Annotated in this window: 17 protein-coding genes; 6 read left to right on the plus strand and 11 right to left on the minus strand. The window is 63.0% G+C overall.

From position 1 onward, the window contains the following. Position 1 precedes the first annotated feature (1 nt). From NKJ23_RS12770 to NKJ23_RS12780, 3 genes are all read right to left on the minus strand, one after another. Positions 2-1,009, minus strand: a complete 1,008-nt coding sequence (locus tag NKJ23_RS12770; protein ID WP_023676822.1) for an ABC transporter permease subunit — start codon at positions 1,007-1,009, stop codon at positions 2-4. 58 nt (positions 1,010-1,067) lie between these two features. After that, entirely contained in the window at positions 1,068-2,660 is a 1,593-nt protein-coding gene (locus NKJ23_RS12775; protein WP_023676821.1) for an ABC transporter substrate-binding protein, read from the minus strand. Positions 2,661-2,825: 165 nt separating this feature from the next. After that, positions 2,826-3,332 (minus strand): hypothetical protein, encoded by a 507-nt coding sequence (locus NKJ23_RS12780; protein WP_352680542.1) that lies wholly within the window; start codon positions 3,330-3,332, stop codon positions 2,826-2,828. A 46-nt stretch (positions 3,333-3,378) separates the two neighbouring features. On the opposite strand from NKJ23_RS12780, the gene NKJ23_RS12785 reads away from it, so the two are divergent. Together NKJ23_RS12785 and NKJ23_RS12790 are read left to right on the plus strand one after the other, a co-directional pair. Next, complete coding sequence (locus tag NKJ23_RS12785) at positions 3,379-5,124, plus strand: long-chain fatty acid--CoA ligase (RefSeq protein ID WP_352680543.1); 1,746 nt, start codon at positions 3,379-3,381, stop codon at positions 5,122-5,124. An 85-nt stretch (positions 5,125-5,209) separates the two neighbouring features. Beyond that, positions 5,210-5,866, plus strand: coding sequence for a class I SAM-dependent methyltransferase (locus NKJ23_RS12790; protein WP_352680544.1), 657 nt, complete (start codon positions 5,210-5,212; stop codon positions 5,864-5,866). On the opposite strand, the gene NKJ23_RS12795 is transcribed toward NKJ23_RS12790, so the two are convergent. Further along, a complete protein-coding gene (locus NKJ23_RS12795) occupies positions 5,850-6,572 on the minus strand; it encodes an HAD family hydrolase (protein ID WP_023676818.1) in 723 nt (240 codons plus the stop codon). The genes NKJ23_RS12790 and NKJ23_RS12795 overlap by 17 nt on opposite strands. Before the next feature lie 5 nt (positions 6,573-6,577). After that, positions 6,578-8,221 (minus strand): glucose-6-phosphate isomerase, encoded by a 1,644-nt coding sequence (gene pgi, locus NKJ23_RS12800; RefSeq protein ID WP_352680545.1) that lies wholly within the window; start codon positions 8,219-8,221, stop codon positions 6,578-6,580. Positions 8,222-8,475: 254 nt separating this feature from the next. On the opposite strand from pgi, the gene pdxR reads away from it, so the two are divergent. Both pdxR and NKJ23_RS12810 read left to right on the plus strand, forming a co-directional pair. Beyond that, on the plus strand, positions 8,476-9,969 hold the full coding sequence (gene pdxR, locus NKJ23_RS12805; protein ID WP_023676815.1) for a MocR-like pyridoxine biosynthesis transcription factor PdxR: 1,494 nt from the start codon (positions 8,476-8,478) through the stop codon (positions 9,967-9,969). A 194-nt stretch (positions 9,970-10,163) separates the two neighbouring features. Next, positions 10,164-11,753, plus strand: coding sequence for a trimethylamine methyltransferase family protein (locus tag NKJ23_RS12810; protein ID WP_352680546.1), 1,590 nt, complete (start codon positions 10,164-10,166; stop codon positions 11,751-11,753). A 3-nt stretch (positions 11,754-11,756) separates the two neighbouring features. Here NKJ23_RS12810 and chrA read toward each other — a convergent pair whose 3' ends face one another. The 4 genes from chrA to NKJ23_RS12830 all read right to left on the minus strand — a co-directional run bounded on the left by chrA (position 11,757) and on the right by NKJ23_RS12830 (position 17,528). After that, positions 11,757-13,145 (minus strand): chromate efflux transporter, encoded by a 1,389-nt coding sequence (gene chrA / locus NKJ23_RS12815; RefSeq protein ID WP_352680547.1) that lies wholly within the window; start codon positions 13,143-13,145, stop codon positions 11,757-11,759. Further along, the gene (locus NKJ23_RS12820) at positions 13,142-13,981 is read right to left on the minus strand and encodes a chromate resistance protein ChrB domain-containing protein (protein WP_352680548.1); all 840 of its coding nucleotides are present in this window, start codon (positions 13,979-13,981) and stop codon (positions 13,142-13,144) included. The genes chrA and NKJ23_RS12820 overlap by 4 nt, the downstream gene beginning before the upstream one ends. A gap of 318 nt (positions 13,982-14,299) precedes the next feature. Continuing rightward, positions 14,300-16,105, minus strand: coding sequence for an IlvD/Edd family dehydratase (locus tag NKJ23_RS12825; RefSeq protein ID WP_352614507.1), 1,806 nt, complete (start codon positions 16,103-16,105; stop codon positions 14,300-14,302). Between the two features lie 238 nt (positions 16,106-16,343). After that, on the minus strand, positions 16,344-17,528 hold the full coding sequence (locus NKJ23_RS12830; protein WP_352680549.1) for an Mrp/NBP35 family ATP-binding protein: 1,185 nt from the start codon (positions 17,526-17,528) through the stop codon (positions 16,344-16,346). A gap of 194 nt (positions 17,529-17,722) precedes the next feature. Between NKJ23_RS12830 and NKJ23_RS12835 the strand changes: the two genes are divergently transcribed. Next, positions 17,723-18,100, plus strand: coding sequence for a VOC family protein (locus NKJ23_RS12835; RefSeq protein ID WP_352448526.1), 378 nt, complete (start codon positions 17,723-17,725; stop codon positions 18,098-18,100). A 38-nt stretch (positions 18,101-18,138) separates the two neighbouring features. Here NKJ23_RS12835 and NKJ23_RS12840 read toward each other — a convergent pair whose 3' ends face one another. After that, positions 18,139-19,143, minus strand: coding sequence for an inorganic phosphate transporter (locus NKJ23_RS12840; protein WP_352448525.1), 1,005 nt, complete (start codon positions 19,141-19,143; stop codon positions 18,139-18,141). After that, entirely contained in the window at positions 19,143-19,784 is a 642-nt protein-coding gene (locus NKJ23_RS12845; protein WP_023676807.1) for a DUF47 domain-containing protein, read from the minus strand. Before NKJ23_RS12845 ends, NKJ23_RS12840 begins: the two co-directional genes overlap by 1 nt. A gap of 193 nt (positions 19,785-19,977) precedes the next feature. Here NKJ23_RS12845 and NKJ23_RS12850 point away from each other — a divergent pair, with 193 nt between their 5' ends. Then, complete coding sequence (locus tag NKJ23_RS12850) at positions 19,978-20,877, plus strand: LysR family transcriptional regulator (protein WP_352448524.1); 900 nt, start codon at positions 19,978-19,980, stop codon at positions 20,875-20,877. Positions 20,878-20,926: the final 49 nt, after the last annotated feature.

A 20,926-nucleotide genomic window follows, 5' to 3' on the forward strand; every position in this document is an offset into this window, starting at 1 on the left:
CTCACTGCACCCGGATGCGCGGATTGATGACGGCGTAGAGCACGTCGACGATCAGGTTCACCGCCATGACGATCAGCGCGATGATCAGCAATCCGCTCTGGACGACGACATAGTCGCGCTTGCCGATGGCATCGATCATCCATTTGCCGATGCCCGGCCAGGAAAAAATGGTCTCGGTCAGAATGGCGCCCGCCATCAAGGTGCCGACCTGCAGTCCAATGGTGGTGACCACCGGGATCAGCGCGTTGCGAAAAGCGTGCAGACCGATGACGCGGCGCGGCGCCAGGCCCTTGGCGCGCGCGGTGCGGACATAGTCCTCGCCCAGCACCTCGAGCATCGCCGAGCGCGTCTGGCGCGCTATGACGGCAAGCGGGATCGTCGCCAGCACGATCGACGGCAGGATCAAATGGCTGACGGCAGATTTGAAAGCGCCGCTCCTGCCGGAGATCAGACTGTCGATGAGCATGAACCCGGTCGTCGGCCTGAAGAAATACTGCAGGCCGATGCGGCCGGAAACCGGCGTCCAGCCGAGATAGCCGGAGAAGAAGATAATGAGCAGCAACCCCCACCAGAAGATCGGCATCGAATAGCCGGTCAGCGCGACACCCATCGTCGCCTGGTCGAACCACGAGCCGCGCTTGACCGCGGCGAAGATACCGGCAGGAATGCCGAGCAGGACGGCGATGATCAACGCCACTGTCGCCAGTTCCAGCGTGGCTGGAAACAGCGCCTGGAATTCGCCGAGCACTGGCCGCTTGGTGGCAATAGATATGCCGAAATCGCCGGTCAGGACCCTGCCGATATATTCCAGGTATTGGATGACATAGGGCCGGTTGTAGCCAAACTGCTCGATGAGCTGGGCGTAGCGCTCGGGGCTGACGCCGCGCTCGCCCGCCAGGGCCAGGATAGGATCGCCGGGCAGAAGCCGGACGAAAGCAAACGCCGCCAGCGATATGCCGAACACGGTCGGGATGATCAAAGCGAGCTTGTGGAGGAGATAACGGAGCATCTTGCTTCATAGAACGGCGGCGCGGGAAGTCCAGCGCCGCCGTTCAATTTCTCAGGACTTATTCGGTGACGTCGACGCCGTCAAACCGATGAATGCCGAGCGGGTCCATAACGAAGCCCGACACCTTCTTGTTCATCGGCATGAAGACCTTGGAGTGGGCGATGGTCAGCCACGGAGCCTCACGCTTGAACACCACCTGAGCTTCCTCGTAGATCTTGGTGCGCTCGGCGACGTCCGTCGTCGCCTTGCCTTTTTTCAGCAGGGCTTCGAATTCCTGGTTGCACCAGATCGCATAATTGGACTGGCCGATGGCATCGCAACCGAGCAGGAAAAAGAAGTTGTCCGGATCGCCATTGTCACCGGTCCAGCCCAGTTGGAAGGCGCCATCGCGATCCTTAGCCTTGCCGCGCTGGCGATACTCGGTCCATTCGTAACTGACGATCTCCGCCTTGACCCCGACGGCGGCATAGTCGGCCTGGATCAACTCGGCGACGCGCTGGGCGTTCGGGTTGTAGGGGCGGCTGACCGGCATAGCCCAGATCTTCATCGACAGATCCTTGACGCCTGCATCGGCCAACATCTTCTTGGCCGCCTCCGGATCATAGGGATCGTCCTTGATGTCCTTGTTATAGGACCACATGGTCGGCGGGATCGGGTTGATGGCCGGCGCACCGGCGCCCTGATAGACCGCGTCGATGATCGCCTTCTTGTTTACCGCCATGTTGAGGGCCTTGCGGACCTCGACCTTGTCGAAGGGCGGCTGCGTCGTGTTGTAAGCCATGTAGCCGATGTTCAGGCCTTCCTGCTCGTCGACCTTGAGGTTCGCGTCGGCCTGCAGTCCGGCAATGTCGGCCGGCGCCGGGTATGACATGATATCGCATTCGCCCGCCTTCAGCTTCTGCGCGCGCACGGCGGGGTCGGGCGTGATGGCGAAGATCAGATCATCGATCTTCTGGCGGCCGCCATAGTAGCCGTCCCATGCTGCATAGCGCACGACCGCATCGACCTGATAGTCGACGAACTGGAACGGACCAGTGCCGACCGGCTTCTGGGTGAACTGCTGCCTGGTGCCGGCCTTGTCGAGCTGGTCGGCATATTCCTTGGAAACGATCGAGGCGAAATCCATGCCGAGGTCCGGCAGGAACGCGACTTCAGGCTTGTTCAGCACGAATTTCACCGTCAGGTCGTCGACCTTGACGATTTCCTTCAGGAGATCGGGGAAGCCCATGCCGGTGAAATATTCCCAGCCGGTGCCTTCCAGATAGCTGTACCACGGGCTTTCTTTCTTCCACTGGCGTTCGAAGGAAAAGATCACGTCGTCGGCGTTGAGGTCGCGCGTCGGCGTGAAATAATCAGTCGTCTGGAATTTCACACCCGGGCGAAGCTTGAAGGTGTATTCGAGACCGTCGTCGGAAACCGTCCAGCTCTCGGCCAGGCCGGGCGAGATGGTGGTCTTGCCATGCTCGAACTCGACCAGGCGCGAATAGATGGTGCGCGACGAAGCGTCGAAGTCGTTGCCGCCGCTCCATGGCGACGGGTCGAAGCCGGCCGGCGATGCCTCCGAGCAATAGACCAGTTGTTTTGCATTGGCCACGCCGCCGAGGACGCTTGCAGCCAGCAACGCGGCTGCAAAAGTCAGTTTCTTTTTCATTGAGCACTCCCTGATGTTCTTCCAAGCCCCTCTGTCAGGCTCGCGAAGGCCGCATATAAGCACCGTTTTTCTAGCTTTGGAACTGCTTGTTTGCCTAACCCACGGGAAGCAGAAAAAAATTCCGGCACGCGGCAAATTGTGGAAAAAACGAGCCGAATCCGCAGATCACGACATTATTAGCGACTTCAATTTTTTGTTGATCGGTAATGCCGCCGATTGGGGGAATCGAGCCGTTCGGTTCAAGAGATGCGCGTCCGAAAACCGGTCGCGGCCAAGAGGTTTGACGGCAAGTCTTGCCGCACTCCAGGTGGCGAGGCTTGCACGGCCGCCGCTTGTGGCAATACATAGATAGATGGGCAGCGTGCCGGATTTTCCCAAGTTCCGGATATCGCGGCAAGCGGTGGGATATCTTTGTTGATCAGGGCGGTGGTGGCGCGCAAGCATGCCGAAACAATAAGAACGATTGAGGGAGCGACAGGTGGCAAAACCGGCAAAGACAACCAACGCGGCGAAAGCAAAGGCCGAGGCAACATCGAAAGCGGTCAAGCCAAAAGCGGCCGCCGCCAAGCCGACGGCTACCGCGAAGGCAAGTGCGAAGCCGGCGGCGAAGGCAAGTGCGAAGCCGGCGGCGAAGACCACGGCTGGAACGGCTGCTAAACCGGCAACCGGCAAGACTGCGCCTGCTGCAAAATCTGCCGCCAAGCCGGCGGCGAAGGCAGTGCCGACAGCGCCACGACCGCCGGCAGGTCCGGCCAAGAGATTACCGAGGGCGATCACCGCACTGGCCGCTGGCCTGCCTGAAAAACCGTGGCTCCAGAGTTACCCAAAGATCGTGCCGGCCGAGATTGGCGACCTGCCCTCCAGTTCGATCGGCGACTTTCTCGTCGCCGTGTGCAAGCAGTTTGCGAATCGGCCGGCCTTCGTCTGCATGGGCAAATCGATCACCTATGCCGACCTCGAGCGACAGTCGGCCGCCTTCGGCGCCTATCTGCAATCAACGGGGCTGCAGAAGGGCGCGCGCGTCGCCCTGATGATGCCGAATGTGCTGCAATATCCGGTGGCGATTATGGCAGTGCTTCGCGCCGGCTATGTCGTGGTCAACATCAATCCGCTCTACACGCCGCGCGAGCTGGAGCACCAGCTCAAGGATTCCGGCGCTCAAGCCATTGTCATCCTCGAAAATTTTGCCTGCACCCTGCAGGCGGTGATCGCCAGGACCGCAGTCAAGCATGTCGTGGTCGCCTCGATGGGCGACATGCTCGGCGGGCTCAAGGGAATGATCGTCAACTTCGTTGTACGCCGCGTCAAGAAGATGGTGCCGGCATGGTCGCTGCCCGGCCATGTCAAGTTCAACGCCGCGCTGAAGGCCGGCACCGGCATGGCCTTCAGGCCCGCAAAGGTCGCGGCCGACGACATCGCCTTCCTGCAATACACGGGCGGCACGACCGGCATCTCCAAGGGCGCGATGCTTTTGCACAGCAACATTTTGGCGAACGTCGCGCAGAACGCGCTGTGGGCCGAAGACGCTTTTACCGTCAAGCCGAAGCCGGCGCATCTGAACTTCCTCTGCGCGCTGCCGCTCTATCACATTTTTGCGCTGACGGCGAACGTGCTGGTAGGCATGCAGCAAGGCGCGCAGAATGTCCTCATCCCCAATCCGCGCGACATTCCCGGCTTCGTCAAGGAGCTGCAGAAATACCCGATCCACATCTTTCCGGGCCTCAACACGCTGTTCAATGCGCTGCTCAATAATGGGGATTTTCGCAAGCTCGATTTCAAGCCGCTGATCCTGACGCTGGGTGGCGGCATGCCGGTGCAGAGGGCCATCGCCGAACGCTGGAAGGCGCTGACCGGCTGCCCGATCAGCGAGGCCTACGGGCTCACCGAGACCTCGCCGGGGACAACCATCAACAAATTCAGCGACGGCGTTTACACCGGCACGATCGGCCTGCCGCTGCCCTCGACCGAGATCGCCATCCGCGACGACGACGGCAACAATTTGCCGCTCGGCGAAGTCGGCGAAATCTGCATCCGCGGACCGCAGGTGATGGCCGGCTACTGGAACCGGCCGGACGAGACCGCCAAGGTGATGACCGAGGACGGCTTCTTCAAATCGGGCGACATGGGCTTCATGGACGAGCTTGGCTACACCAAGATCGTCGACCGCAAGAAGGACATGATCCTGGTTTCCGGCTTCAACGTCTATCCGAACGAACTCGAGGAAGTGGTGGCGCAGCATCCAGGCGTACTCGAAGTGGCGGCGATCGGCGTGCCGGACGAGCATTCGGGTGAAGTGCCGAAGCTGTTCGTCGTCAAGAAGGACCCGGCACTGACCGCCGACATGCTGACGGCTTATTGCCGCGAGAACCTGACCGGCTACAAGCGTCCCAGGTATATTGAGTTCCGCACCGAGCTGCCGAAGACACCGGTCGGCAAGATCCTGCGACGGGCGTTGCGGGGCTAAGCGCAGCTTGAGCGATTGCATCGCCGGCGCCAACGCCGTGAGTATAGGTTCGCGCCCGGACCCGGCAGAGTTCATCCGGGCGAACATGCGGATCGCCCCCGTGCCCGCGCTTCCCGAAATCCGGCTTTACACCGCCCATCCGGGAAGCGGGCTCAGGCGGCTTCTCGAATGGAACCAACATGCGACCGAAGAAGACGGACCTGAACCGGAGCCACCGTACTGGGCCTATGTCTGGGCCGGCGGCGCGGTGCTTGCCCGCTACATAATCGACCGGCCGGAGACCGTGGCCGGGCGTCGCGTGCTCGACCTCGGCGCCGGTTCGGGTCTCGTCGGTATCGCGGCGGCAAAAGCCGGAGCCAGCGAGGTCGTCGCGGCCGAGATCGATCACAATGGTGTGGTTGCGCTCGGCCTCAACGCGACTGCGAACGGCGTCGCTATCATGATCATTGGCGAAGACATCACCAGCGGTCCGCCGCCACCGGTGGATGTCGTGGTGGTCGGCGACCTGTTTTACACCCATGATCTTGCCGGCCGGGCCCTTTCTTTCCTCGACCGCTGCCTTGCAGCCGGCATCGCCGTGCTGATCGGCGATCCGGGCCGCGCCTATCTGCCCCGCTCGCGGCTTCGCCTGCTGGCCGAATACGAGGTGCCGGATGTCGGCGAAGGCAGGAATGCGGCGATGAAACCGAGCGGCGTGTTCTCGTTCGGACCAGCTAGCTGCGAGTCTAGACTGTCTCGCTGACCCGCGCCGCTAGAAAATCGGGCAGATCGGCAACTGAATCGAGGATGACGTCGGCGATCTGCGACAGCGATTCACGTGTGCCGGTGCCGGACAGCACGCCAATCGCCAGGCCACAGCCGCCGGCGCGCGCCATTTCCAGATCGTGGCGATTGTCGCCGACCATTGCGATCGCCGCCGGCCTGAGCCCTGTCAGGTCCGAGAAGGCAAGGATCGTATCCGGCGCCGGTTTTGGATTGGCGACCGCGTCGTAACCATAGGCGGCTTCGAAAAGCTGCGCGACGCCCAGCGTGACCAAGGTCTTTTCCGCGCCGCTGGTCGAGTCGTTGGTGGCGACGCCAAGCCGGTAGGATTTTCTGTGAAGCAGGCCAAGCGTCTCGACCACACCCGGCAGCGCCACGGCCATCGCCGATCCTTGCGCCGAAGTGATGGCGTTGAAACGGGCGACGGCAAGCATCTGGTCCTCGTCGGACAGCCGCGGAAACCACAGCTCGACGACGTCCATGTTGGTGCCGGAGGCAAAAATTGAATCCGGCTTGAAGCGCTTGTTGGCGAAGTCGAAGCCCGCCGCCGCAAGCAGCCTGTCTGCCCTCCAGCGATCGCCTTCGGCCGCATCCATCGCCATGAAGTCGGCGATGCCCAGCCATGTCGCGTTGAAATCTACGAGCGTGCCGTCCTTGTCGAACAATATTCCCTTGATGTCCGCCAAGCTTTTCACTCCAGGCCGCGCAAGCGGTGAATGTATTCCACCAGTCCGGCAGTCGAGGCATCCCGATTTGCGGCGTTCTCCTTGCCTTCAACGACGGGCAGCAGCCCGGTCGCCAGTTCCTTGCCTAGTTCGACGCCCCATTGGTCGAAGGAGTTGATGTTGAACAGCGTGCCTTCGACGAAAACGCGGTGTTCGTAAAGCGCAATCAGCCGTCCGAATGTGTGGGGGTCGAGCTTCCTGTAGAGGATCGTCACCGAGGGGCGGTCGCCGGAGAAGACGCGGTGCGGGGCAATCCTGTCGACGTCGGCGGGCGCCATGCCTTTCGCCAGCATCTGCGCGCGGGCTTCTTCAAGCGTGCGGCCCTTCATGAAGGCTTCCGACTGCGCCAGGCAATTGGCAAGCAGAAGGTCGTGGTGATGCTTCAGTTCCGGCTCGTGGCCGACGGCAGCGGCAAGGAATTCGACCGGAATGAAATCGGTACCCTGATGCAGAAGTTGGAAGAAGGCATGCTGGCCATTGGTGCCGGGCTCGCCCCAGACCAGCGGGCCGGTCGGCGTCGTTACAGCGCCGCCGTCCAGGGTGACGCTCTTGCCGTTCGATTCCATGTCGAGCTGCTGCAGATAGGCCGGCAGCCTGGACAGACGCTGATCGTAGGGGATGACGGCGCGAGCGGGGTATTTGCAGATCACGCGGTGCCACCAGCCAATCAGCCCCATCAGCGCCGGCAGGTTCTTCGCCAGCGGCGCGGTGCGGAAATGCTCGTCCATCTCATGGGCGCCGTCGAGAAAGGCGCGAAAATCCTTCGGGCCGACGGCGATCATCACCGGCAGACCGATCGCACCCCAGACGGAATAGCGGCCGCCGACCCAGTCCCAGAAGCCGAAGACGCGATCGGGCGCGATGCCGAATTTGGCGACCAGGTCGAGTGCCGTCGAGACGGCGGCGAAATGCTTGCCGACCGCTTCCTTGCCGAGCGCCTTCTCGACCCATCTGCGCGCGGTTTCGGCATTGGTCATCGTCTCGACCGTGGTGAAGGTCTTGGAGGCGATGATGAACAGGGTGGTTTCGGCGGAAAGACCCTTCAGCGTGTCGTGGATATGGGCACCGTCGATATTGGATACGTAATGCGCGCGCGGCCCATCATGATAGGGCGCCAGCGCCAGCGTCGCCATGGCCGGGCCGAGATCGGAGCCGCCGATGCCGATGTTGACGATGTCGGTGATTTTCTTGCCGGTCGCGCCGGCCGCCTTGCCGGAACGCACCGCGTCGGCGAAGGCACCCATCGCGTCGAGTACGGCAAGGACTTCCGCCTTCACGTCCTGGCCGTCGAGCACGATGCCCTTGCCGGTCAGGTTGCGCAGCGCCGTGTGCAGCACGGCACGGCCTTCAGTGACGTTGATCTTCTTGCCGGCAAACATCGCGTCGCGCCGGCCTTCGAGGTCGGCGGCCTCAGCCAGCTTCTCCAGCAACTCCATCGTCCGCGCATCAACCGCGCATTTCGACCAGTCGAGCAGCAGGTCGCCGTCACTGGCGGAGAATTTCTCGAAGCGCTGCGGATCGGCAGCGAAAGCCTCGCGCATCGAGCCCGATTTGGCCGCACGGTGATCGCGCAACGCGTCGAGCTGCTTTTGAAAGGACGATTGATCCACTGCTTCGCTCCAGTTCTTGAGGTGCATCTTATCAGGCCGGATGTTTCCGGCGCGTGTCGTCGCGGCAAACTATCGGGTCGAATTCCATCTGTTTCAATGCGCAGCGATGCCGCAGCGCAGCGTGGGCCGGCTCAAAGGATCACTGGCATAAATCCCAGCGATCAGAAAAATTGATTGGCGCAACACCTTGTGCCACCGGTACATTCGACTGGTCCAGCCAAGTGAGAAAAGCTGGCCATCGAGGAACATCTCCCATGCCACAGCGAAACGACACGGCCATATGGTCCGGCCTGTTCCGGATTTCGGCGGAATCCGGTCAGACCCTGCAGGCGCAGATCCGCCAGGCGATCGTCGCCGCCATCCTCGACCGGCAGATCGCGGCTTCCATGCCGCTTCCGTCCTGCCGGATTCTTGCCGAAAAACTCGGCGTGGCGCGCGGCACCGTGGTGCTGGCCTTCCAGCAGCTGGTCGACCAGGGCTTCCTGGTGGCGCGCGAGCGCCGCGGCCATTTCGTCAATCCCGAAGTGCTGGCGACGCCGGCCAAGCCGCATCAGAAGGCGCCCGACCAGGCCAACGAGATCGACTGGAAGGCGCGTCGGCAGATCGCGGCGAGCGACATGCCGCCGCCGGCCAAGCACGACAACTGGATCAAGTCGTCATACCCCTTCGTCTATGGCCAATTCGACCCGGCGCTGTTCCCGACCGCCGAATGGCGCGAGTGCAACCGCATGGCGTTGGCGGTGCTCGAAATCCGCAACTGGGCATCCGACATGGTCGACCGCGACGATCCGCTCCTGATCGAGCAGATCCAGGCACGGCTGCTGCCGCGACGCGGCATCTTCGCCAATCCGGACGAGATCATCGTGACGTTGGGCGCGCAGAACGCGCTTTACATGCTGGCGACGCTGTTGATGACCAAGGGCTCCAAGGTGGCGATGGAGGACCCGGGCTATCCCGATGCACGTTCGATCTTCCGGCTGGCCGGCGCCGAGATCCAGCCGGTTCCGGTCGACCACTCCGGCATCGTAACCTCGGCCATTCCCAATGATTCCGGCTTCGTCTTCGTCACGCCCAGCCACCATTGCCCGACCATGGTGCCGCTGTCGGCAGAGCGGCGGCAGGAGCTTTTGGCGCGCGCCAACCGGCACAACCAGATCATCATCGAGGACGGATATGACAGCCAGCTCCTGGACGAGGCGCCGCAGCAGGCGCTGAAGAGCCTCGATCGCTCCGGCCGCGTCGTCTATGTCGGCTCGATGTCGAAGACGCTGGCTCCCGGCCTCAGGCTCGGCTACATCGTCGCCTCGGCCGGGCTGATCTCCGAGCTTCGGGCGCTACGCCGCTTCATGCTGCGCCATCCGCCGGCGAACAACCAGCGCGCCGTCGCATTGTTCCTGTCGCTCGGCCATCACGAGGCGCTGGTGCGGCGGCTGTCGAGCGCCTTCGATGAGAGACGCAAGCGTCTGGTCCATGCGATTTCCGCCTTCCTGCCGGAGTGGCGCTCGACCGATTCGGCCGGCGGCACGTCGCTCTGGCTCGAGGGGCCGCGCGGCACCGATTCGCGCGGGCTGGCGGAGGCCGCGGCCTCGCGCAGCGTCATCATCGAGCCTGGCGACCGCTTCTTCGACCGCACCGAAAAGCCATCGCGTTTCATGCGCTTGGGCATTTCCTCGATCGCGTTGCAGCACATCGAACCCGGCATCCGCGAACTGGCGACGGCAGCTGGACGCAGGCCGGCAGCGGCCTGATCTCCCTTCCCCGACCGGAGCCTGGCGCATGTAGTGCGGCTCCGGTTCTTTAGCTCCTTGGCATATGCGACGGGACCGGCTGGCACATAGGCTGTGCCAATGCCGGCGGCATACTCGCTGTATAGAGGGGACGAAGCAGGCCGATGGTGGACCAACCGCCGCGCCCGCTCCGCAGCTAAAGTTGGAGTGCCTTCATGCCAATGGCCCATGAGAAGCAGGACGTGTCCGCAGACCAGCGTTCGCGGCGGTCCGGCGGGCGCGAGGCGCGCCGCGCCATGCGGGCGGCACCCCTTGCCGACGACGTCAAGCCGGTGCGTGCCGGCCTCGAAGGCGGAAGCTACAGCCCGCTCAGCGGCAGCGATTGCGAACGTATCCACGAGGCCGTGCTTACCCTTCTGGAGACGGTCGGCTTCGCCAACGCCATCCCCTCCTGCATCGAGGCGCTAACCAAAGCCGGCACGACCTTCAGTGAGGACGGCCGCCTGCGCTTTCCTCGCGGCCTTGTGCTCGACACCATCAAGAACGCGGCGCGGCATTTCACCCTCCACGGCCAGGATCCGAAGCACGACATGGTGATCCAGGGCAAGCGTGTGCACTACGGCACGGCCGGTGCTGCGGTGCATCTTGTCGATGTCGAAAAGCGTGAGTATCGCGAGTCGCTGCTGCAGGACATTTACGATGCCGCGCGCCTGGTCGAAGGGCTCGACAACATCCATTTCTTCCAGCGGCCGATGGTGCCGCGCGACATTCCCGACCCGCTCGATATGGATTTCAACACGCTCTACGCCTGCGTCATGGGCACGTCGAAGCATGTCGGCACCTCGTTTACCGTGCGTGAGAACGTCAAGCCGGCGCTCGACATGCTCTATGCGATCGCGGGCGGCGAAGAGAATTTTCGCGCGCGGCCTTTCGTCTCCAATTCGAACTGCTTCGTCGTGCCGCCGATGAAGTTTGCCGAGGACGCCTGTGGCGTTCTCGAAGCCTGCGTCGAGGGCGGCATTCCGATCCTGCTGCTGTCGGCAGGACAGGCGGGTGCGACGGCACCGGCGGCGATTGCCGGCGCCGTGGTGCAGGCGGTCGCCGAAGTGCTCGTCGGCCTCATCTACGTCAACGCCATCAAGCCAGGCCATCCGGCGATTTTCGGTACCTGGCCGTTTGTCTCGGATCTCCGGACCGGCGCCATGTCGGGCGGTTCGGCCGAGCAGGCGGTGCTGACCGCGGCCTGCGCGCAGATGGCGCAATTTTACGACCTGCCAGGCGGTTCGGCCGCCGGCATGACGGATTCGAAACTGCCTGATATTCAGTCCGGCTACGAAAAGGGCATAACCGACGTGATGGCCGGTCTTGCCGGCCTCAACCTGGTTTACGAATCGGCCGGCATGCACGCCTCGCTGCTCGGCTTTTGCCTTGAGAGCCTGATCATCGACAACGACATGCTCGGCCACTGCCTGCGCTGCGTGCGCGGCATCGAAGTGACGGACGAGTCGCTGTCGATCGACACGATTGCCGATGTCTGCCTGAAGGGCCCGGGCCATTATCTCGGCAACGAGCAGACGCTGCGGCTGATGCAGACCGAATATTTCTATCCGGCCGTCGGCGACCGCTTTTCGCCGAAGGAATGGAATGAGAAAGGCAGGCCCGATATCCTGCAGCGGGCGATCATCGAGAAGAAACGCGTGCTTGCCGAACGCTTCCCGCGCCATGTGCCAAAGCCGGTCGACGACAAATTGCGCGCCCGCTTCGGCGATATGATCAAGCTGCCGCGCGGCAGAATGGGCGGCTGAGCGTTACCCGCTCGCCGCCAGCAACAAGACACCGGCCAGCGCCGATCCGGCAAGCGTCGGCAGCATACCGATCTTCAGCTTCAGAATGGCGATCATCGAGGCACAGGAAAGCAGCGCCGCGCGCCAGTCTATCGATGAAAGCACCGGCACGTCCATTCCAAGCCCGACATTGCGCACTTCGCCGAAGATGACGTGCAAGCCGAACCATAGAGCGAGATTCATGATGACGCCGACGACGGCGGCGGTGATCGCACCGAGCGCCGCCGACAGCGCCTTGTTGCCGCGCAGCGCTTCGATGTAAGGCGCCCCAAGGAATATCCATAGGAAACATGGGGTAAACGTCGCCCACAGCGTGAACAGCCCGCCAAACAGTCCGGCAAGCAGCGGCGCCAGCAAGCCCGGCTGGCGGAACGCGGCAACGAAGCCGACGAACTGCAAGACCAGGATGAGCGGACCCGGCGTGGTTTCGGCAAGTCCGAGGCCGTCGACCATTTCACCGGGTGCCAGCCAGCCGAAGTACTCGACCGCTGCCTGCGCGACATAGGCAAGGGCTGCGTAGGCGCCGCCGAAGGTGACGACCGCCATGACACTGAAGAAGCCACCGATTTGAGTCCAAACGCTGGCAGGGCCGGTGAAAGCCCAGACCAGCAGAACAGGCCCCAGCCAGATCGGCAGCCAGATCGCCAAAGTGCGCGGCGCGTGCCATCGTGTCGGCCTGACGTGGGTCAGTTCACCGCGCTCGAACATCAGATCGACCACGCCCTTTATGTCGGGAACATCGCCCTTGCCATGCGAGGCGCCGGAAAAAACTGCCGGCGCACTACGGTTGCCGATCCAGCCTGCCAGCCCGGCAAGCAGCACGATCAGCGGAAACGGCACGTTCAACGCGTAGATGGCGATGAAGGCGGCGAGTGCGATCGACACCATGACCGGGTTTTTCAGCGCGCGTCTGCCGATCCGGATCACCGCCTCGATGACAATGGCGAGCACGGTCGCCTTGACCCCGAAAAACAGCGCCGCGACGAGTGGTACATCGCCATAGAGCGCATAGAGGCTGCTCAGGACGAGCATGACAAGCGCGCCCGGCACGACGAAGAGAATGCCGGCAACAAGGCCGCCGGCCGTTTTGTGCAGCAACCAGCCGATATAGATGGCGAGCTGCTGGGCCTCGGGGCCAGGCAGCAACATGCAGTAGTTCAACGCATGCAGAAAGCGCTGTTCGCCGATCCAGCGCCGTTCCTCGACCAGTTCCTTGTGCATGAGCGCGATCTGCCCGGCCGGGCCGCCAAAGCTGAGCACGCCGATTTTCGCCCAGACCTTCACGGCCTGCCGGAAGCTCGGCACAACCGGCTCTCGGATCCCCGCCGGCTTTTTCGAAAGGACGGCGCTCACGATGGTTTGCCCGCGCCGAGACTGACTGCGCCGGCCGCCGGCCAGTTATGCGTCTCCTCGGTGGCATCGCGGCACCAGCGGAAGAACGCATCGTAGAGCAGCATCCCGGCCTCGAGCTGCTCCAGATCGTCGCGAAACATCCGTGACAGGCCAAGCGAGGCGGCCAGGAACCCGGCCGCCTGTGGAACAAGATCGAGGCTCGCAGTATCGGCAGCGCGTATGATCGTGGCCAGGCGATCGAGCGCTTCGGATTTGAGCCCGAACTCCTCGATCATGGTGTCGAAGGTGCAGCGTTCGCCGCGGTGGCTCCAGAACACGTTCTCGATGTCGAAAGGGATGGCCTGAAAGCGATCGGCGACGGCCGCCACTTCGGCCGGCTCGACGAAGAGAAAGACCGCGTGAGGATCGATGAAGCGCCGGATCAGCCAGGGGCAGGCGATGCGGTCGACCTTCGGGCGCGTACGCGTCACCCAAACGGTGCGGCCCTTGGCATCGGCGGGCGGTATCTTGTCGGCGTGAACGAGAAGGCCCTTGGCATCGCGCCACGCTTCAAACCCGCCATCGAGCGATTCGGCGGCAATGCCCTCGTGGCGCAGCCATGCGGCCACCCCTTGCGAAAGCTTTTTTCCCTGTTGGCAGACGACCGCCACTTGCCTGCCGGTGAAATCGGCAGCCCAGGTGGAGATGGTCTTGAAGTCACGCCGGATTGAACCTGGCAGCAGGCGCGGATCGGAATTGTAGTCATCGTCGATGCGGACATCGATGATCGCGGGTGCACCCGGCAGACCAATCAGACGGGATAGTTGCGGTACGGTGATGGTTGTTGTCGACGGCATGGCGTCCACCTCCTTGAAAGAGAAGCTTGGACGCGAACGTTGGGCTGACGCCTCACGGGGTCGTCGCGATTAACCCCTTGCGATGATCGTGGATTTGTCGCGCCCGCTTGTCAAGCATTGCCGTTCTCGCGGGAGCAATCGCTGTTGACAAATGACCGCGTCCAACCCTGTGCCGGGCATTTCTGCCCATTAACGGCAGGCTATCGCAGGTGGAAAGCCGAGGCTTTCGCTCTACGATGTACCCCCACCCCTAACCCTCCTGGCGCTGACCTCGGCAAATTGCCTGCACCGGCGGCTGGCTCGTGCGACGGACCCTGGTCAGTGATTGTCCCTCGGCACGCCGCTTGTATGAGCCACATCCTGGTATTTCACCGCCGGCTTCAGCACCATGCCTTCGGAAAACTGGTCGACCATGCCGCGCTGGATTTCCTGCCAGGGCGTCTGGTGCTTCGGATACTGATAGCCGCCATTGTTTTGCAGCTCGGCGCGGCGGCGCGTGATCTCGTCGTCGCTGACGAGGATGTCGGCGGTGCCCTTGCGCAGGTCGATGCGGACGCGGTCGCCGGTCTTCAGCAGCGCCAGGCCGCCGCCGATGGCGGCTTCCGGTGAGGCGTTGAGGATCGACGGCGAGCCCGACGTGCCCGACTGGCGACCGTCGCCGATACAGGCCAGCGCGTGGATGCCCTTTTTGATCAGATAGGCCGGCGGCTGCATGTTGACGACTTCGGCGCCGCCGGGATAGCCGATCGGGCCGGCGCCGCGCATGAACAGGATGGTGTGCTCGTCGATGCCCTGTGCCGGATCGTCGATGCGGGCGTGGTAGTCCTCGGGCCCGTCGAACACCATGGCGTTGCCCTCGAAGGCTTCGGGGTCCTTCGGGTTCGACAGATAGCGCTCGCGGAATTCGGGCGAGATGCCGCTGGTCTTCATGATCGCCGAATCGAACAGATTGCCCTTGAGATTGATGAAGCCGGCATTGGCTTTCAGCGGCTCGGCAACCGTGCGGATGACGTCGAGGTTCTCGTTGACGGCGCCGCTGCAATTGTCGCCGATGGTCTTGCCGTTAGCTGTCATGGCTTCCGGATAGGGCAGCAGGCCGCCCTTCATCAGTTCGGCGACCACGGCCGGCACGCCGCCGGCATGGTGATAGTCCTCGCCGAGATATTCGCCCGTCGGCTGCAGATTGACGATGAGCGGTATGTTGAGGCCGACCTTCTGCCAATCGTCATTGTCGAGCGAAACGCCGAGATGGCGGGCGATGGCGTTGAGGTGGATCGGCGCATTGGTCGAGCCGCCGATCGCCGAGTTGACGACGATGGCGTTCTCGAAGGCCTTACGGGTCATGATGTCGGAGGGCTTCAGATCCTCATGCACCATGTCGACGATGCGCTTTCCGGTCTCGTAGGCGATCTGGCCGCGCTCGCGATAGGGGGCGGGGATAGCGGCCGAGCCCGGCAATTGCATGCCGAGCGCCTCGGCCAGCGAATTCATCGTGGTGGCGGTACCCATCGTGTTGCAATAGCCGGTCGACGGCGCCGAGGAGGCAACGATATCCATGAACTCGTCATAGCCAATCTCGCCGGCCGACAGGCGCTGGCGCGATTCCCAGACGATAGTGCCGGAGCCGGTGCGCTTGCCCTTGTGCCAGCCGTTGAGCATCGGGCCGACCGAAAGCGCGATAGCCGGAATGTTGACGGTGGCCGCGGCCATCAGCATGGCCGGCGTCGTCTTGTCGCAGCCGATGGTGAGCACCACGCCGTCGAGCGGATAGCCGTAGAGCACCTCTACCAGGCTGAGATAGGCAAGGTTGCGGTCAAGCGCAGCAGTCGGCCGCTTGCCGGTCTCCTGGATCGGGTGGCAAGGGAACTCGAAAGGGATGCCGCCCATCGAGACGATGCCTTCGCGCACGCGCTTGGCCAGTTCGATGTGATGGCGGTTGCAGGGCGACAGGTCCGAGCCGGTCTGGGCGATGCCGATCAGCGGCTTGCCGGACATCAGTTCGGCCCGCGTCAGCCCGTAATTCAGGTAGCGCTCCAGATAGAGTGCCGTCATGCCCGGATTGTCGGGATTGTCGAACCACTCCTGCGAGCGAAATTTTTTCTTGTGGGTGGGGGCGCCTGCCATCGTGGTCTCCGTATTTGTATGACAAATCGATATGACAACGCGCGGGAGCAGGCAAGGGGCACGCGCCATCCGAATCCGCTCTTTGGTACGAAAGACATACATCTGCCTCCGCGCTAGACGGGATCGTGGTTTGTCAGCCCGCTATCCCGGAGAGTTGGAGCGCGTCGCCGCGGACCCTACCTGACCCTTCCGGCCACCCTCCCCCTCAAGGGGCCCACTTGGGGGAGGGACATCCGCATCACTCGAACACGATGCTCGGCACTGCAGCCTCGGCCGCGCCGCGCTCTTCATTGACGCGGTCCCAGACCCTGGCGGCGATGTCGCGATAGATTTTCGCCTCAGCGCCATCCGGCTTGGAGACCACCACCGGCGTGCCGGCATCGGAGCTTTCGCGGATGCCCATCTCGAGCGGCACTTCGCCAAGGAAGGTGACGCCGAGACGCTCGGCCTCGCGGCGCGCGCCGCCATGGCCGAAGATGTCGTAGCGTTTTCCCGTATCGGGGGCGAGAAAATAGCTCATGTTTTCGACGATACCCAATAGCGGCACGTCGACCTTTCTGAACATGTTGAGGCCTTTGCGCGCATCGATCAGGGCCAAGTCCTGTGGCGTCGAGACGATGACGGCGCCGGCCAGCGGCACCTGTTGGGCCATGGTCAGCTGGGCGTCGCCGGTGCCGGGCGGCATGTCGACGACGAGCACATCAAGCGGTCCCCATTCGACCTCGCGCAGCATCTGCGTCAATGCCGACATCACCATCGGCCCGCGCCAGATCATCGGCGTCTCCTCATCGACGAGGAAGCCCATCGACATGACCTTGAGGCCATAATTCTGCATCGGCTTCAGGATCTTGCCGTCGACGGTCTGCGGCCTGCCACGAATGTTGAGCAGACGCGGCATGGAAGGGCCATAAATGTCGGCATCGAGCACCCCGACCCGCAGCCCGTTGGCGGCAAGCCCAAGGGCGATATTGACGGCGGTGGTCGACTTGCCGACGCCGCCCTTGCCGGAAGCGACGGCGATGATCGCTTCGATGCCGGGTACGCCGCGCTTGCCATGGCTGTGCGAGGCGGGCGCCTGCGGCGCAGGACGCGCAGGTGCGGCCGGCGGAGCGGGCCTCTGAGCCGGTCTTTGCGGAACCGGCGCCTCCATGCCGCCGCCCTTCTTTTCCGCCGTCAACGCGACCACGGCGCCGGCAACACCGGGGATCGCCTTGACGACACGTTCGGCCGCCGCACGCAGCGGTTCCATCTCCTGGGCACGGGCAGCGGGAACGGTGATCGAAAAGAACACCTTGGCATCGGCAATGAAAATCTCGGAAACCAGGCCGAGGTCGACGATATTGCCGGTGAAATCCGGCCCATTGACCGTCTTCAGGCGCTCGATAACGATTTCCTTGGTCACGTTTTCATTGGCGGCGGGCATGAGTTTTTCCTCTACTTTTCCGCTCCAGATAATGCAGTTCCGGAACAGAACCAAGCGATGGACCACCAATTGCAGCGGCGTATCGGGGAGGCAGCGAGCATATGACGGCATTTCCAGTGGGAGCAGCCGTCGCCAAATCGGCAACGCAGCCTATTTCATGAGCATGGAATGACAGCCAGGGAAGGAGACGAATCATGCTCGCAAACAGCAACGCGACGGCCAATCTCGCCGTGAAGGACCTGGCCAAGGCCAGGGCATTCTACGAAGGGGTCCTTGGCCTGAAAGAGGTGCACAATGAAGGTGGCGAACTGATCGTCTATAAAAGCGGCGACACCAGCATCAACGTCTACCGTTCGAACTTCGCTGGGACCAACAAGGCGACGGCTGTGACATGGACGGTCGGCGACGAACTCGGCAAGATCGTTGAGGCATTGAAATCGAAGGGCGTGACCTTCGAGCATTACGACATGCCAGGCCTGACGCTGGAGGGCGATGTTCATGTCGGTCAGGGCATGAAGGTCGCATGGTTCAAGGATCCGGACGGCAACATCCTGAACCTTGTGGATAGGTAGATACGGCGCATCGCCTGCCGCGCAGTGCTACGGTGCTGTCACCATGCCAGGCCGACCGCGAGGTAGGTGAGAGCCGCGATCGCCGCGGTTGCCGGCAGGGTGACGATCCATGCCACCACGATGTTACCGGCAATGCCCCAGCGAACGGCGGAGACGCGGCGGGCGGCGCCGACGCCGATGATGGCGCCGGTGATCGTGTGCGTGGTCGATACAGGAATACCGAGCCAGGTGGCGGCGAACAGGGTGATCGCTCCGCCGGTCTCGGCGCAGAAACCCTGCATCGGGTTCAGCCGGGTGATCTTCGAGCCCATGGTGTGGACGATGCGCCAGCCGCCGAGCAACGTGCCCAGCGCCAGCGCCGACTGACAGGTGATGACGACCCACAGCGGCACGTAAAAATTCGCGCCGAGCATGCCTTGCGAATAGAGCAGCACGGCGATGATGCCCATAGTCTTCTGCGCGTCGTTGCCGCCATGGCCGAGCGAATAGAGCGAGGCGGAAAAGAACTGCATGACGCGGAAGGTGCTGTCGACGGCGAACGGCGTCCGCCGCACGAACAGCCAGGAGACCGCGAGGATCAGGACGAGCGCCAGCAGAAAACCTGCCGCCGGCGATAGCACGATGGCCGCCGTCGTTTTGCCCAACCCGGTCCAGACGATGGCACCGGTGCCTGCCTTGGCAACGCCGGCGCCGACCAAACCGCCGATCAGAGCGTGCGAGCTGCTGGACGGAATTCCGACGAGCCAGGTGACGATATTCCAGACGATGGCGCCGACAAGTGCTGCGAAGACCACTGCCGGCGTGACGATGCTGGCGTCGATGATGCCGGTTCCGAGCGTCTCCGCTACGTGGAGACCGAAGAACATGAAGGCGATGAAATTGAAGAAGGCCGCCCAGAACACCGCATAATGCGGCCGCAGCACCCGGGTGGAGACGATGGTGGCGATAGAGTTGGCGGCATCGTGCAGGCCGTTGAGGAAATCGAAGAACAGCGCGACGACGACAAGGCCGACCAGCACCGGAAAGGCTATCGCGGCTTCCACTATACGTTCTCGATGACGATGCCGCTGATTTCGTTGGCGACGTCCTCGAAGCGGTCGACCACCTTTTCCAGCTGGCCGTAGATCTCGCTGCCGATCAGATAGGCCATAGGATCGCTGCGGCCGTGCCGCTTGAACAGGTCCTTCAGGCCCTGTTCGTGCAGGTCGTCGGCCCGGCCTTCGGCGCGCATGACTTCCTCGGCGATGGCGTTGAGGCGCACCGTATGCGCCCCGACCTTGCCGAGAAGCGGGATCGCCTCGGCCACCAACTTGGCGGCCTCGACGATGACGCCCCCCATTTCCTGCATCAGCGGGTCGAATTCCTTCTTTTCGAACAGCTTTACCGTCTTGACGGTCTTGTGCATCATGTCGATGGCATCATCCATCGACTGGATCAGGTCCTTGATGTCGCCGCGGTCGAAGGGCGTGATGAAGGAGCGGCGCACGGCCAGCAGCACTTCCGCGGTGATCTGATCGGCTTCGTCCTCGAGATCGATGATCGTCTGACACCAGCGGTCGATGTCGTTGCCCTGCAAAAGCTGCTGCAGTGCCTCGGCGCCACCGACCACGGTGCGGGAATGCCGCTCGAACAGGTCGAAGAAGCGATCTTCGCGCGGCAAAAGCTTGCGGAACCAGCCCAGCATGTTCGGTCTCCCGTCGTGTCCAGTCCACGACCCCGTCTCATTCACATAGCGCCGCATTCCATCGCGGGAAACAGTAAGCCGGCTGAAAGATGTGGATGCGGACGATTTAGACAGGCGGCTTGCGGCCGAAGGCGATTTCCACGACGTTGCGCGCTACAATCGGACACAGCGTCCGTGACAGGCTCCCGACGGCATGATCGATAAGCTGGAATTCTTCATAGCACTTGCCAGGGAAGAACATTTCGGCCGGGCGGCGGAGGTGTGCGGCGTCACCCAACCGACGCTTTCGGCCGGCATCAAGCAGCTGGAAGGCCAGCTCGGCGTGATGCTGGTGCTGCGCGGCTCGCGCTTCCAGGGATTAACGCCGGAAGGCAAGCAGGTGTTGGTGTGGGCGCGCCGCATCGTCGGCGACAGCAGGACCATGCGCGAGGAGATGCGGGCGGCACGCCACGGCCTGTCAGGGCGCATCCGCATCGCCGCGATCCCGACGGCGCTGGCCATGGTGGCGCGACTGACGACGCCGTTTCGGGCAAAGCACCCCGGCGTCACCTTCTCGGTGCTGTCGCGGACCTCGATCGAGGTGCTGTCGCTGCTCGGCAATTTCGACATCGACGCCGGCGTCACCTATCTCGACAACGAGCCGCTCGGACGCGTCACCAGCGTGCCGCTCTACGACGAGCGCTACCAGCTGATCACCGCCGTCGGGAACCCCTATTCCGACCGCGACAAAGTGACATGGGCGGAACTCAGCCAGCTGCCGCTCTGCCTGCTGACGCCGGACATGCAGAACCGCCGCATCATCGACCAGCATCTGGCCGAAGCCGGCGTGCAGGTGCGGCCGACATTGGAATCCAACTCGATGATCGTGCTGTTTTCGCATATCCGCACCGGCAAATGGTCGTCGATCATGCCGCTTAACCTCTCGGAAACCTTCGGTTTTTCCGAGCCGATCCGGGCGATCCCGATCGTCGAGCCCGACGCAAGCCACACGGTCGGGCTGGTGGCGGCGCGGCGCGAACCGCACACGCCGCTCGTCTCGGCGCTGTTGGACGAGGCAATGGCGCTGGCGGACGATTTCCGCGGCCGCCGCTAGGCTAGACAATGCTGGTGACTGCGAACGATAGAAAATTTCTATCGAGCAA

It is taken from the genome of Mesorhizobium sp. M0184 (assembly GCF_040322215.1).
In the GTDB taxonomy this organism is placed as follows: domain Bacteria; phylum Pseudomonadota; class Alphaproteobacteria; order Rhizobiales; family Rhizobiaceae; genus Mesorhizobium.